Genomic DNA, 13,583 nt, shown 5'->3' with positions numbered 1-13,583 from the left:
GAGAATAAATAAAGAGGTTCTTAAAAAAGGTGGGCATCTAATCGAAAAGTAGAATGTTATATGGACTTTTTATCTGGGTTTATTAGCGTTACACTACGCGCCCTTTTAACGACAAGGTCGCGTGATTGCACACGTCAGTAGTCGCATGAAATTCTCCGAAAGCCCAATTACTCAGCACAGTTTTAACGGTCACACCTTTTTTCTTAAACGTGATGACATGCTGCATTCTCACTTCTCCGGGAACAAAGCGCGTAAGTTTATGGCGTTGATGGAATCGCAAAATAGCGCAATCAAAACCCTGATCAGCTATGGCTCTGCTCAATCCAATGCGATGTACTCCCTTTCCGCTCTGGCGCAAATCAAAGGCTGGAAATTTGAGTTTTACGTTCAACATATCCCATCTTGGCTTAAAGACACCCCGATCGGCAACTACCGAGGCGCGCTGGACTTAGGGATGAACATCACGGCAATGCAAGATATCGAGTCCCCTCTTCATCCCACTGAATACATTGAACAAGTGCGTGGCTTAGACGATACAACTCTGGTTGTCCCAGAAGGCGGAAAAGCAAGGATTGCCGAAGCCGGTGTTAAACAATTGGCCCGAGAGCTGCTAGATTGGACGCGCCTTGAAGGCAAAAAGCAGTTTGTTGTGGCTTTGCCATCGGGAACAGGGACAACCGCACTTTATTTGAGTAAACACCTAAAGCCACACGGAATCGAAGTCATCACCTGCGCATGTGTGGGCAATGCCGATTACCTGATTGAGCAATTCAACACACTCGAAACCGAAAACCACCCGACTATTCTCTCGGTGCGCGATAAGCATCATTTTGGACGTTTATACCAAAGCGATTACGAAACGTGGAATGCACTCTGTGATCAAACCAACCTCGAATTTGATCTACTTTATGATCCCTACATGTGGCAATGCTTACAACCTTGGCTGGCAGAAAATAAAGACAAGACTCTCATTTACATCCATCAAGGTGGATTACTAGGTAACGAATCTATGCTGCCACGATACCAGCGAGAGTTTGAGTAAGCTCACTCTTTTCTTATAGCATGAAGACAGCGCGGGTTATCAGTTATTTAATCAATCCCAAGATGTCTCTAAACTCTGGTGCTCGGCAATCTTCAACCATTTCATACAAACACATCTCGGTGCCTGTCAGACCAACACCATTCGCCGTCAGTTTCGCCAGCGCTAAGGCTTTATTGGCTGGCGTTCGAGAAGAAATACAATCGGTCACCAGTTCCACTCGATAGCCCATTTGACGAAGAGATACTGCCGTTTGAAAGACGCAGATATGCGCTTCGATACCACAAACTAACCAAGTGTCTACCTTGGCGTTTTCCACCGCAAGTTTGAAAGTCGGCTCCTTGCAACCATCGAACGTGTGTTTGGCGATCGGTAGATGGTCTTTCGCTAACACTTGACGAATCGGTTCAACCGTTGGCCCTAAACCTTGTGGGTTTTGTTCTAACCATAGGATAGGTAAATTAAGTGCTTTCGCTCCTTTGATTAATTTGGTGGTACTTTCAATCAGTGCTTCGCTTTCATGCATAAGTGTTGCCAACTTACCTTGCACATCGACAACAATCAGGCCAGTGGAATTTTTCGATAACATTTTTATCTCCTATGAGTGGCTTGAACGTGAGTATACTCAAGTGTTTGAATAAAGAGAATGTATCAGAACTGCCAATGATTCAGATGAGCAAATTCACAAAATTATGCTCTGCTCACGCTATTGGAATTTTTCCCGAAACAGCTCGATTAAGGCTTTGACCTTGTTCGGTAAGAACAGGTTAGATGGATAAATCAAAGTCAGATGCTGTTTAGGGTGGGTGAACTCAGACAGAACCTCCACCAGCTGCCCGTCCTCCAAAGCAGGCTTGGAATGCACTTGCGGAATGAATGCAATGCCATTTCCGGCAACGGCCATTAAACGCAGTAAATTTAAATCGTCCGACCTTACCGCTACGTTTAAGTCTGGATCCAATAGCCCCGCGTTGTATCGGTTAGTCAATAAGCGATGATGTCTCAGATCATCCAAGCTTTTTAACGGCGAATGTGCATCGAGGTAAGCCTTAGAAGCAACAAAATGGCTGCGATAAGGCAACAAGCTGAATTGTACATAGCTGTCATCCGAGATTTTGGCAACACTTGGGAGGAGCTGGAGATCGAACGCTTGACGCTTAAGATCCACACTCTCTTGGTGGTTCTCTATCTCTACCGACATCTCTGGGTACCGGGTAGTGTACTCATTGATGATCCAGTTGAACGCAGGAGAACTCATTAGGGCAGAGGGAATGGCGACACGCACTTTACCGGCCAACTCTTGTTGATACTCTTGCATCACATTCAAACCTTGCTGGATGTGCTCTATGGGTTGCCCTACCAACTCAAACAAACGCTTCCCGTGCTCGGTAAGCTCAATCGTCCGTGTCGTTCGAATCAACAATTGGCAACCCAACGCTTTCTCCAGTTCCTGCAAACGTCGACTTATTTTAGAACGCTGCAGCTGGTTCGCTTCTGCCGCAGCACTGATGCCCCCATGCACTACGGTTTGGTTAAATAGATGAAGATCATCAAGACTTACGTTCATTGTCCTACTTTTAGGTCATATATGATGTTGTAATCAGTCTACTAAATTGTGATCAGCTTCTCTATAATTCGTTGTCTTTTTTGCTCAATAACGCTAAAAATCGGGAATATCCAATGACGGCAGATCATAAATTTAAACACTGGATGCGAACACTTATTGTCCTGTTCGTAGTTCTATTTTTCTATATCATCATCGCTGACCGTCATGCACCACTCACCACCGAGGGTCGCGTACAAGGCTATGTAGTACAAGTCGCTCCAGAAGTGTCTGGCAAAGTGGTTGATGTAGTTATTGGAAATAACCAAGCGGTGCACAAAGGCGATATGCTATTCAAAATTGACAACCGCAAATACAAGATCGCGCTAGAACAAGCCGAACTCTCTCTGCAATCTGCCTACGAAAAAGAGGCAACACTGTATTCACAACGTGAAGCTGCGCTTGCAAACATTGCACGCGCTCAAGCAACTTACAACAATGCACACAGTGAGTATTCACGTCTACAAAAGCTGTTGAAACAAAAAGTAATTTCCCAATCCAACTTAGACAACGCTTACGCACAAAACCAAGTATCACAGGCAACCCTCAAAGCAGAACAACAAAATTTAAAAGTAATTGAAGCACAGCTCGGCGACAAAAAGGGTCAAAGCACAGCGGTAAGAATTGCAAAAAATGGCATCGAGAAAGCACAACTCGATCTAACCAATACGACAGTCCTTGCCCCGAGCGATGGCGTTGTAACTAACCTACAATTGGAAGTTGGCACAATGGCCAACACCAATATGCCTTTACTTACCTTTGTTCCCACAGGCTCGATGTGGATAGCAGCAGATTTCCGCGAAAAGTCCGTTGCTGGTGTGAATCAAGACTACCACGCATTGGTAGCATTCGATGCCAACCCGGGTTCTGTGTACGATTTCAACCTCTCTAGTCGAGATTATGGCGTTGCCGCCGCGCAACAAACTCCGAATGGTGCGCTAACCAAAGTCGAAGTCAACAACCGATGGGTGCGTGATGCACAGCGAACGCGTGTCAACCTAACCAGCAAAGATGCACTGCCCCCCGCTTTGTTCGTTGGCTCTCGCGCCACCATCGTCCTCTATCCAGACAACAGTCCGTTTTGGACACTGATGGCACAAGTTCAAATCTATTTGGCTAGCTGGTTCCACTTTGTTTACTAGGCGGCAACGATGAAAACCTTGCGTATTTGGTTTGGCTGTTCACTAGGTATAGCGTTGAGCATGATCTTTGGCTGGTCTTACGGTTTCTTCGCTGTCATGCTGCCTCTTTTCGTACTCAGCCGCATTGACTACTTCAGTCTGCCACTGGTATTGATGGTACTGTTTTCGGCGGTTTGGACTACGATTCAAGCCACCTTTATTCTTGAATATTTGCAGTTCCACCCCACTCTCATGTTCGCAGCAGTCGGTATCATGATGCTGTTTAAATGCATCGCGATGATGAACCCAAAAACCTACCTGTTTGGCTACATGGGGTTGTTGGTCGGCTCCATTGTGCTTAACTTCGCAAGCTATAATTTCATAGATATTGAAGAGTTCAACGTCAACCTTTGGGTGATTTCGTTCAGCAATATTTTTGTTTGTGCCCTTGCCTATTGGCTGTTTCCAGAACCCAGCTCGAAGAAGCAGCAAACTGAAATGACTACGCCAGTGAAAAGCGATATCGATTACATTAGCCAAGTGGCAATGGGCTGGGTGGTCGCCATGGTCGCTTTTTTAGTGTTTCAAGTGGGTGATTTATACGATTCACTCTCTGCACAAGCTTCGATACTTATCATTCTAACGCCAATGACATTAGCAGGTTCAATGGCCATGGCGAAGATCCGTATCATCGGCACGGCACTGGGCTGTTTTGCTGGGATGGCAGTTCAGTTAATTTTGGGAAGTTGGTTTAGCCACGGGATCCTTTTTTGGCTGGCGTTTACCATTGCTATGGGGCCATTCTGTCTATGGCTTACTAAGGGGCAAGTTAAAGCCGCCATCGCGTTCTCAGCCATGTCTGCGCTTTCCGTGCCACTGACGACGTCATTAGTGCCAGAGCAAAAAGACGCGTTCTTTTCTATTTTATACCGATTCAGTTCGATATTCGTGGCAGTAATGCTCACCGCTATGGTGATGTGGGTCGTTCACCACTGGATTCGTATGATGTTATTGAAGCATCCTGAGATGAAGAACGTGGAATTACATTAATTCTTGCTGAGGCGGGAAACAGGAAACAGATGATGGCGCTCACTTTATTGCGAGCGCCATTTTTATTGAGAAAAGGTCAATATAAACAGATAGAAACGAGGTGATTCGGATCTACCCACCCAGTGCAGTGAAGTTATGAGGTTATCGCCACTTCCCCAACGAGTGGTTAGTAGATTCCTAGTCTCGTCTAGACTCGCTGGAATGACCCAACTTGAGTTAGTTGCGTCGAACCTAAGTTCTGATATCAACCCGCCAACTCTTTACGAATGATCTCTGCGCCTGCGCTGAGTGCATTGAGCTTCGCCGTTGACACTTCACGAGACAGCGGCGCCATACCGCAGTTGGTGCATGGATAAAGCTTATCGGCATCGACGTACTTAAGCGCTTCACGAAGTGTCTCTGCGACTTCTTCTGCGGTTTCAATCTCTTTGGTTGCCACATCAATTGCGCCCACCATCACCTTCTTGCCGCGGATCAGTTCTAGTAGTTCAATAGGCACACGCGAGTTATGACACTCGAGCGAGATGATATCGATGTTGGATTTTTGCAGTTTTGGAAATACCTCTTCGTATTGCCGCCATTCAGACCCCAATGTTTTCTTCCAATCCGTGTTGGCTTTGATGCCGTAGCCATAGCAGATATGCACTGCGGTTTCGCACTTTAGCCCTTCGATAGCGCGCTCTAAACAGGCAATGCCCCACTCGTTCACATCATCAAAAAACACATTAAATGCGGGCTCATCAAACTGAATGATATCGATGCCTACCGCTTCAAGCTCTTTTGCTTCTTGGTTAAGGATCTTGGCGAATTCCCAAGCCAGTTTTTCTCGGCTACCGTAGTGATCATCATACAGCGTATCGATCATCGTCATTGGCCCCGGCAGCGCCCATTTGATCGGTTGTTTGGTTTGCTGACGCAAGAACTTTGCATCTTCCACAAACACAGGTCTGGTTCGGCTTACTGGGCCAACGACCGTTGGCACACTGGCGTCATAGCGATTACGAATGGTCACGGTTTTGCGGTTCTCGAAGTCTACGCCGCTAAGGTGTTCAATAAAGGTCGTCACAAAGTGCTGACGAGTTTGTTCACCGTCACTGACAATATCGACCCCTGCCAATTCTTGTTGTTGCAAAGAAACACGCAGCGCATCGCGCTTGCCATCAATCAGTTCATCACCTTGCAGTTTCCATGGTGACCACAGCGTCTCTGGTTGAGCCAGCCAAGAAGGCTTAGGTAGGCTGCCCGCCGTTGAAGTCGGTAATAGTGTTTTCATCGTCATTCCCTTCTAGATTCTCGTTTTCGATTACGCGTAATTTGCAGACCATTGCTCAAGGATGGTTTGATATGGTTTGATGAAATGCTCCTCAGCAAACTTTCCTTGCTCTTTCGCAAGCTGGCTGCGCTCTTCGCGGTCATAAACGATTTGAGTTAACGAGTGATCGAGATTCTTCAAGCTCGGTTGGTAACACTGCCCTGCTACCGCGTTCGCGTTGTAAATCTCTGGGCGATAAATCTTTTGGAACGTCTCCATGGTACTGATGGTGCTGATCAGCTCTAAGTTCGAGTAATCATTTAACAAGTCACCGAAGAAGTAGAACGCCAGTGGAGCGACACTGTTTGGCGGCAAAAAGTAGCGTACTTGTAAGCCCATCTTTTTAAAGTACTGTTCGGTCAATGACGATTCGTTTGGTTGGTATTCGAAACCCAACACTGGATGCTGGTTTTCAGTACGGCGGTAAACCTTGTTGTCCGACACACTCAAGCAAATCACTGGCGGCTTTTGGAAATGTTGTTGGTACGATTCTGACTTCACGAACGCTTTAAACAGCTTGCCGTGCAACTCACCAAAGTCAGCTGGAATGCTAAATTGAGACTGGCCTTTGTTGTGGTCTAACAGCAGAACACTAAAGTCATAATCACGCACGTAAGAAGAGAAGTTGTTGCCAACAATGCCTTCGATTCGTTCATTAGTTTTGCGGTCAACAATATTGGTTTTAAGCACTTCGATGGAAGGGAATGCTTCACCACCGCCTTGGATATCCATATCCACCGAGATGATGTCCAACTCGACACTGTAACGATCACCATTTGGGTTATCCCAATGCGCCAAGGCATTAAAACGATTGTCGATCATGCGCAGTGCATTACGAAGGTTATTTTGGCGGCTTTCACCACGAGCTAGGTTGGCAAAGTTGGTCGTGATGCGCGTGCTGTCTGATGGTTGGTAGTTCTCATCAAAACGAATGCTCTTAATAGCAAAGTTAAAATTGTTCTTCATATGAGTGGTATCCTTTCCTTCAGGTAAATGCTGAATTGCTCCTAACTCTTTTTTTTATACCTGTTTTGATAGTTGAATAACATTGGTATTACTTCAGGTAGGGCATGAAGAAAATTCATAATTTTGAAAGGGAGAATAAAGGAGGAAATAAGCAGCACTGGAAGCACCTATACGACTAAAGTGCTTCAAAAATAAATACCTTGATGCTAAGGGTCATTGCGCTCTGAGCGATTTTCAGCCACGATATCAGAATCTTTGTGAGCGTAAAAATCCACTCTGAACTTTGTATCTTCAGACAAAAATTCAACCTTGTGCCAGTACTCAGGGGGAGAAACAGCAAATTCTTCTTTATTAATTATGATCTCTTGCTCAACCTCGCCGCGTCTTCCACTAAATCCATAGAACTTTAAAGATCCACTAATGACGATAATCTTCCCAAAAACACCTTCCCGTGTGTTGTGCAAATGAAGGAACATTTTAGGGATATTATCGGGAGTGAAAGTTGGCGTTGATTTATAATTAACAAAGTTTTCCGGAATTGCAGACATATGACACCTCACTGTAAAACGTACTATCTTCACTCATCAACATACGCCGTTCAAAAGCAATTACAAGTAAAATTTATAGGCTTAAAATCTTTCCTTTTTAGGCTATTGCTTCATGTTTACTCAACGGAAAATTCCAGCAAGTAGCCATTTTCTATGCGAGCACAACGACTCAACAACTCATCCATTACTAGTACCCTAACGATATAATTTATAAAATCAGCATCCAGCGCACCACGCGGAAAAGCTTAGAGATCTTGGGAAGCTATAAACTGAATATGTCATTTAACAGTTGAGCGCGTTCGGGGTAGCATAACTTCTTTCAAGATTAAGCAACAAAGCTTCTCCATTTTTACAGGAACAAATAAGGTAATATTCAATGACAGGCATTAACTTCGATTCTTATAAAAAATCATTTGTGTTTACGCAAAATCAATAAATAGCTAATACTGACAACAGTCAGTATTTAATCAATTAGTCACACTAAAAGGATTTATAAAATTTCTAGTTGTTTTGAATTTAATTGATTGGTACGATTAATTCTCATTCAAGAAGTGATTATTAAGAAGAAGAATAAAAATATGAAGAAAAGAATAATATTACTTAGCTTATTATCAATACCTTTAAGTCCTGCCTATGCTGTTGTAAATGGTGAAAATGCTCAACCGGATGAATTCCCTTGGCTAGTAAAAATAACGCATGCTCCCAGAACAATTGAATCCCCTCCTATACAAAATAGTTGTAGTGGCACACTAATCAGTAATAATAAAATCCTCACGGCTGCGCACTGCTTAGTTGGAAAACAAAATTCCTTGGCTGATTTTGAAATTACCTTCCCAAACGCTTCAAACCAAAATGACGTTTTCACTGTCAGTGCTGTTTATGTTCACCCATCATATAATGCTGCTAGCACAAAGGTATTCGAAACAACGGGTATCGATGAGGATGGGGAAGAATACCAAACCTATGATATACAAAGTTACGTTACCCACGACATAGGTCTAATACAACTTACGAGTGAAGTAGAAGGTATTACTCCAATCGACATCAGTAGCTACAATAAAGATAGCCTAGCATTTTATGGTGCTGGGTATGGGGTTAGAGGAGATATTACTACCCAGGAAGAGGGGAACACTCTTGCCAAAGTTGCTTTTGACATTATCGATGTTGATGAGTGTAAACAGCACGCTTCTGCGGCAAACTCAGCAATTACAAGTGTGGACAAGAGATCTATTGGCGTATCACCTTTAGCATCCTCTGTAAACTCCTACTGCACTATTGGTACAAAACCTTTTTCAAGTGTTTGCAAAGGAGACAGCGGTTCTCCATTAATTCAAATTAATGACGGAAAACCAAGCGTACTAGGAGTGCTAACGAGTGGGGCATCTATTGCATGTGCTCACGAAAGTAGTCATCAGAACACTCCAAATCTCTACACCTCAGCAAACCAATATCGGTACTTTGTGAATAGTATTTTATCGGGAGATACTAATCTAAAAAAACACAAAAACCTTATTGAAAATCCGTTTAACGACAAAGTAAACGGTGAAGGCTGGACATTTAATGAGATAAGCAATTTTTACTTATCAGACCAAGAGTACTCAAGATGGAGCTTTCTACATAAGTACACGATAACCCTTGCTATTCAGCAATTTTTACCCGGAGGACCTTTAGCCGAAAATGTCCCAGAAGAAATACAAAATCTTATTAACAAATATCCATATGGGAACTTAATTCAGGCTGATATAAAGGAAATCCCAAAGGTTCCTAGCTTCTTTGCAACTTCTTATTTGCCCGCCAAACGCTATCAAGATATTGACTTGTCTGCTAAAACAGAGTTATCAATAAAAGAGCTAGCAAAATTAAAACCAAACATCATCGTTTCAGAATTATTTACTCGGACCTATTGTGGTGGGGATAGATATTTTATGAGTGCCACTCTTCTCGATGAGAATAAAGAAATAATTAAAAAAGTTTCTACGGGAAATAAATATCTAGATGGAAGCTGTAATTGGAATTTAGATTGGCAAGAAGCAAGGTTTGAGATCCCCTATATTGAAGGTACAAAATATATTCGTTTCGAAGATGGCGGACAAGATAGCGAAAACTGGGAGGGCTATTACGGGCCAAGAATGACAGGTGCTAGCATTCGTCTAAATGTGCCCTCCGAGAATGGTTAAGTTAATATCTATACCCAGATCACCTTGAGATGTTTGGGCATAGATCTAAGCATGGGGTCATCACAAGGCCCCAAACCACAATCGGGAATGTTCGCTCTTAGAGCGGTAACACACCTTCCCTTTTCCACCACTTTCAACGATACTCTTGCGCCTTATTGTTCAGTTGGAAAACTCCATGCCTCAAGCTAACTCCGTTGTCGTACTCGACTTTGAAACCACTGGTCTGTCTCCGAATATGGGTGATCGCGCGATTGAAATTGGTGCGGTTAAGATCGTTGATGGTGAGGTGGTCGATAGTTTTCAGCAACTTATGAATCCTGGCTTTCGTGTAAGCTCATTTATTGAAGGCTACACAGGGATTACTAATAATATGCTGCGCACTGCGCCGAGTTGCGATGAAGTGATGGCATCGTTCAGTGAATTTATCGCAGGTGAAAATCTTATCGCGCACAACGCCTCGTTCGATAAGCGCTTTCTGGATGCGGAACTGGAACGAATCAACTTAGGTTATTCAGGCGAGTTTGCGTGTTCTTTATTGGTAGCAAGACGTCTGATTCAAGATGCGCCTTCACATAAGTTGGGTGAGTTGGTTCGTTACAAGAACATCGAAAACGACGGTGTATTCCACCGCGCGTTAGCCGATGCACAGGTCACCGCAAGGCTGTGGTTGCTGATGGTAGAAGAGCTTGAGCAACTTGGTATTACCGCGCCAAGTTTTAAGTTTATGCAGACGATCAGCAAAACACCAAAAGCAAAAGTGGAGCAGTTGCTCGCTAAAAGCCGCGATCAAATCACACTCGAGTAACGCCGGGCGTTACTAGTAGTTCCTCAACGAGCATATGTACTCAAGTTCGTCAGCCATTTTCAAACACCCCACCTAAATGTCTATTCCGGCTCTCTATCCGAAATCACCTTGCCATCTTTAATGGTAATGATGCGTTTGGTGCGCTCTGCTAGGGCGTTATCGTGCGTCACTATGATCAAGGTTCTGCCTTCGGCGTGGAGTTGATTGAACAAGGCTTCAATCTCTGCGCCGGATTTCGAATCCAACGCTCCCGTTGGTTCATCCGCTAAGATAATCTGCGGATCGTTAACCAAGGCTCTTGCAATCGCGACTCTCTGCTTTTGACCGCCTGAGAGTTGATTAGGCTTATGGTCTAGGCGATCCCCTAGCCCAACTTGTTCAAGTAGCTTAGCGGCACGTTGGCGACGATCTTTGGCTTTGATGCCTGAATAAACTAGCGGCAGCGCAACGTTATCCAGTGCCGTCGCGTATTCCAACAAGTTAAAGCTTTGAAAGACAAAGCCTATCTTTTGATTGCGGATACCCGCTAGCTCGTTCGGACTTAAGTTTGCCACATTTTGTCCACCCAGTTGGTATTTCCCATTGGTTGGCTTATCTAAGCAGCCGAGCATGTTCATCAGAGTGGACTTACCCGAGCCTGACGGACCAAGAATCGAAAGAAACTCGCCTTGATTGATGGTTAAGTCTACACCGTCTAGCGCGCGTACTTCTGCCTCTCCGCTTGAGTAGTATTTGCAAATATTGGTCAGATCAACCAGTGGGGTGTTCGACATCTTTTCTCCAGGGTGCTTCTTATTCACTTTGTAGTGCCTCCAACGGGCTCACTTTTGCGGCTCGGTTTGCAGGCAGCCATGCAGATGCAACGCCGATGATCACCAAAGTGGAAATCACAATCGCAATAACGGCCCAAGATAGCTCAGGGATCGGTTTACCTAGGCGCTCATAGAGTGTGTTGCCTTCTAGGTTAATAGCACGGATTGCTGATACCAGCGCATAAGTGACTCCCAAACCCAAAGCGCCACCAAGCATCATGGTCATCAGTGACTGTATTAAATAGTGAAGACGAATTGCTGTGGGCGTAGCACCCACCGCCATGCGCACGCCAATGTCTCGAGTAGAGCGCTTTACGGTCGCGTACATGACATTCGCAATCCCCACGCCCGCTACGGCAAGCGTGACAAACCCAATGATGCCGAGAAAGCTTTGTAAACCAACCAAAAACTGCTGCATGCTTTTCTGTTTAAGGAACATATCTTTGACTTGAACAACTTGCTTATCACTCACACTGGCGCCGTGTTTACGCGCGATCACCTGACGAATGGTCTTTGCCAGTGTTTCACGATCTGCATGAGCTTGTGGCTCGACATTGATACCTCCGATATCGCCATTGGTATGAAAGCGTTGCCACGTGGCTAAGGGTACAAAACTGGCGTAATTAATTTGATCACCTTGCTCAACTTCAGCACTGTTTTTTTCCAACACACCGACTACGGTGAACACTTCGCTGCCAATCTTCACTTTTTTCCCTACAGGATTGGTTTTCAGTGTCACTGGCGTAAACCAACTGAAGTCTTTATTAGGATTAAACAAGTCCGCCGCAAGCAAGTAGCCAAGCACGACGACCTTACGCATCTCTTTTTGGTCCAGGGGGTTTAGCCAACGACCTCCGTCCATCGGGGTTAATCTAGTCATGGCGGCAAAGTCTGTCGTGACAGCAAGTGGTTCTTGCCATGAACCTCGATCACCAACCGTAATCCGCTCATCCCACACAGCGGTTGGCGCGACACTTTTCACCTCAGGTAAGACTTTAATCACCTCGGTATCATCTGCATTTAAAGTTAAGAACTTACCTTGATGAAACGCACCGTGATCGACACTCGCCATGCCTCCAGTTAAGTAAATCAGATTACCGTTACCATTCTGTGCGGTTCTCAATACGCCCTGACGAATGCCCTCGCCCACGGCCAACATTGCAGCGATACACAAGGTCGCCCATGCCACAGCAAGAATGGTCAAACCCAAACGCAATTTTTCTGCTGCCATTTCCTGAAAGATTTGTCTCATTGGTAACAACATATTTATGCCCTCGCACTCAATGCAATCACGGGGGTAAGACGTGATGCTCGCCTTGCCGGAAAGTAAGACGCCAACAGCGCCAAAACCAGCGTCACGAATAACGACCAAGCAATAGAGTCCGACGTAATCACAGGGAAACCTAACCAATCCGGCAAACTAATCGAACTGAGCAGTGTAACCACCAAGTAAGCCGTCATTAAACCAAATGCGGTACCGACGGCCACCAAAAAGAGTCCTTCGAGGATAAATTGGCTGAGTATGGACTTTTGCGTTGCACCAACCGCCAAGCGCACGCCAATTTCTCGCGTTCGTTCTGTCACTGATAGGAACATGATATTTGCCACACCGAGAGCACCCACGGCCATGGTCATCGCCCCGCTTGCACCAAGGAAAATTTGAATACCACGGAAGATCCCTGTAATCACCGCCGCCCCCTCACTGTAGTCCGGTAAGCGGATAGCTTCTTTGTCCATCGGATCAAAGTGCAATTGCTTGGCATAAAAATTAGCAATGGCTTGTCGGAAGGCTTTGCCATCCATGCCGTCGACAGGGTTAAGTATCAGCAGCCACGGCTTAGCATCCCACATATCAAGGTAAGTCGTATAAGGAATAAAGACTTTACGGCTGTCACCAAACGACAAGCCAGCATCTTCGTCTGTCATAACCCCTACCACCAAAAATGGTATACCATTAATTTTGGTCATTTGACCTACATGGATCTCCCCCATCTTGGCGATTTGCTCTCCTAAGATCACCACTCGCGTATGGTTGGCAATATCACTGGGCGATAGATCTCGCGACCCTTGCTCTAGCTTTCGCTTAACCAAAGAGAGGTAGTGGGAATCAATGCCACTGACGAAACGGGTCAGGTTTTGCCCCTTTTCAT

The 13,583-nt window shown here is 45.0% G+C and carries 13 protein-coding genes; 5 read left to right on the top strand and 8 right to left on the bottom strand.

Annotation, left to right across the window (positions count from 1 at the left end; translation table 11 throughout):
* Positions 1-145: 145 nt before the first annotated feature.
* Positions 146-1,042, top strand: a complete 897-nt coding sequence (locus AND4_RS14105) for a 1-aminocyclopropane-1-carboxylate deaminase/D-cysteine desulfhydrase (protein ID WP_009843650.1) — start codon at positions 146-148, stop codon at positions 1,040-1,042.
* Between the two features lie 43 nt (positions 1,043-1,085).
* On the opposite strand, the gene AND4_RS14100 is transcribed toward AND4_RS14105, so the two are convergent.
* Both AND4_RS14100 and AND4_RS14095 read right to left on the bottom strand, forming a co-directional pair.
* Entirely contained in the window at positions 1,086-1,628 is a 543-nt protein-coding gene (locus AND4_RS14100) for a hydrolase (RefSeq protein ID WP_009843649.1), read from the bottom strand.
* A 117-nt stretch (positions 1,629-1,745) separates the two neighbouring features.
* On the bottom strand, positions 1,746-2,606 hold the full coding sequence (locus AND4_RS14095) for a LysR family transcriptional regulator (protein ID WP_009843648.1): 861 nt from the start codon (positions 2,604-2,606) through the stop codon (positions 1,746-1,748).
* 113 nt (positions 2,607-2,719) lie between these two features.
* Between AND4_RS14095 and AND4_RS14090 the strand changes: the two genes are divergently transcribed.
* Complete coding sequence (locus tag AND4_RS14090; protein ID WP_009843647.1) at positions 2,720-3,784, top strand: HlyD family secretion protein; 1,065 nt, start codon at positions 2,720-2,722, stop codon at positions 3,782-3,784.
* A 9-nt stretch (positions 3,785-3,793) separates the two neighbouring features.
* Complete coding sequence (locus AND4_RS14085) at positions 3,794-4,813, top strand: DUF2955 domain-containing protein (protein WP_009843646.1); 1,020 nt, start codon at positions 3,794-3,796, stop codon at positions 4,811-4,813.
* 244 nt (positions 4,814-5,057) lie between these two features.
* On the opposite strand, the gene AND4_RS14080 is transcribed toward AND4_RS14085, so the two are convergent.
* The 3 genes from AND4_RS14080 to AND4_RS14070 form a co-directional block, all read right to left on the bottom strand.
* Positions 5,058-6,086, bottom strand: coding sequence for a methionine synthase (locus AND4_RS14080; RefSeq protein WP_009843645.1), 1,029 nt, complete (start codon positions 6,084-6,086; stop codon positions 5,058-5,060).
* 30 nt (positions 6,087-6,116) lie between these two features.
* Complete coding sequence (locus tag AND4_RS14075) at positions 6,117-7,091, bottom strand: DUF1852 domain-containing protein (RefSeq protein WP_009843644.1); 975 nt, start codon at positions 7,089-7,091, stop codon at positions 6,117-6,119.
* A 206-nt stretch (positions 7,092-7,297) separates the two neighbouring features.
* Complete coding sequence (locus AND4_RS14070) at positions 7,298-7,639, bottom strand: DUF1971 domain-containing protein (protein ID WP_009843643.1); 342 nt, start codon at positions 7,637-7,639, stop codon at positions 7,298-7,300.
* Positions 7,640-8,217: 578 nt separating this feature from the next.
* On the opposite strand from AND4_RS14070, the gene AND4_RS14065 reads away from it, so the two are divergent.
* Together AND4_RS14065 and AND4_RS14060 are read left to right on the top strand one after the other, a co-directional pair.
* The gene (locus tag AND4_RS14065; RefSeq protein WP_009843642.1) at positions 8,218-9,816 is read left to right on the top strand and encodes a trypsin-like serine protease; all 1,599 of its coding nucleotides are present in this window, start codon (positions 8,218-8,220) and stop codon (positions 9,814-9,816) included.
* Positions 9,817-9,991: 175 nt separating this feature from the next.
* A complete protein-coding gene (locus AND4_RS14060; RefSeq protein ID WP_009843641.1) occupies positions 9,992-10,621 on the top strand; it encodes a 3'-5' exonuclease in 630 nt (209 codons plus the stop codon).
* Positions 10,622-10,701: 80 nt separating this feature from the next.
* On the opposite strand, the gene AND4_RS14055 is transcribed toward AND4_RS14060, so the two are convergent.
* From AND4_RS14055 to AND4_RS14045, 3 genes are all read right to left on the bottom strand, one after another.
* On the bottom strand, positions 10,702-11,394 hold the full coding sequence (locus AND4_RS14055) for an ABC transporter ATP-binding protein (protein ID WP_043991689.1): 693 nt from the start codon (positions 11,392-11,394) through the stop codon (positions 10,702-10,704).
* Positions 11,395-11,413: 19 nt separating this feature from the next.
* Complete coding sequence (locus AND4_RS14050) at positions 11,414-12,697, bottom strand: ABC transporter permease (protein ID WP_009843639.1); 1,284 nt, start codon at positions 12,695-12,697, stop codon at positions 11,414-11,416.
* A gap of 2 nt (positions 12,698-12,699) precedes the next feature.
* Positions 12,700-13,583, bottom strand: an 884-nt coding sequence (locus tag AND4_RS14045) for an FtsX-like permease family protein (protein WP_009843638.1), incomplete at its 5' end; no start/stop codon positions are given.

The organism is Vibrio sp. AND4, from assembly GCF_000171815.1.
Taxonomy (GTDB): Bacteria; Pseudomonadota; Gammaproteobacteria; order Enterobacterales; family Vibrionaceae; genus Vibrio.
The sequence above is the reverse complement of the archived record's forward strand: the minus strand, read 5'-3'. Positions and strand labels throughout refer to the sequence as shown.

Coding starts and splice junctions, on each gene's coding strand:
- AND4_RS14105 (WP_009843650.1), top strand. CDS start 146: ATGAAATTCTCCGAAAGCCCAATTACTCAGCACAGTTTTAACGGTCAC.
- AND4_RS14100 (WP_009843649.1), bottom strand. CDS start 1,628: ATGTTATCGAAAAATTCCACTGGCCTGATTGTTGTCGATGTGCAAGGT.
- AND4_RS14095 (WP_009843648.1), bottom strand. CDS start 2,606: ATGAACGTAAGTCTTGATGATCTTCATCTATTTAACCAAACCGTAGTG.
- AND4_RS14090 (WP_009843647.1), top strand. CDS start 2,720: ATGACGGCAGATCATAAATTTAAACACTGGATGCGAACACTTATTGTC.
- AND4_RS14085 (WP_009843646.1), top strand. CDS start 3,794: ATGAAAACCTTGCGTATTTGGTTTGGCTGTTCACTAGGTATAGCGTTG.
- AND4_RS14080 (WP_009843645.1), bottom strand. CDS start 6,086: ATGAAAACACTATTACCGACTTCAACGGCGGGCAGCCTACCTAAGCCT.
- AND4_RS14075 (WP_009843644.1), bottom strand. CDS start 7,091: ATGAAGAACAATTTTAACTTTGCTATTAAGAGCATTCGTTTTGATGAG.
- AND4_RS14070 (WP_009843643.1), bottom strand. CDS start 7,639: ATGTCTGCAATTCCGGAAAACTTTGTTAATTATAAATCAACGCCAACT.
- AND4_RS14065 (WP_009843642.1), top strand. CDS start 8,218: ATGAAGAAAAGAATAATATTACTTAGCTTATTATCAATACCTTTAAGT.
- AND4_RS14060 (WP_009843641.1), top strand. CDS start 9,992: ATGCCTCAAGCTAACTCCGTTGTCGTACTCGACTTTGAAACCACTGGT.
- AND4_RS14055 (WP_043991689.1), bottom strand. CDS start 11,394: ATGTCGAACACCCCACTGGTTGATCTGACCAATATTTGCAAATACTAC.
- AND4_RS14050 (WP_009843639.1), bottom strand. CDS start 12,697: ATGTTGTTACCAATGAGACAAATCTTTCAGGAAATGGCAGCAGAAAAA.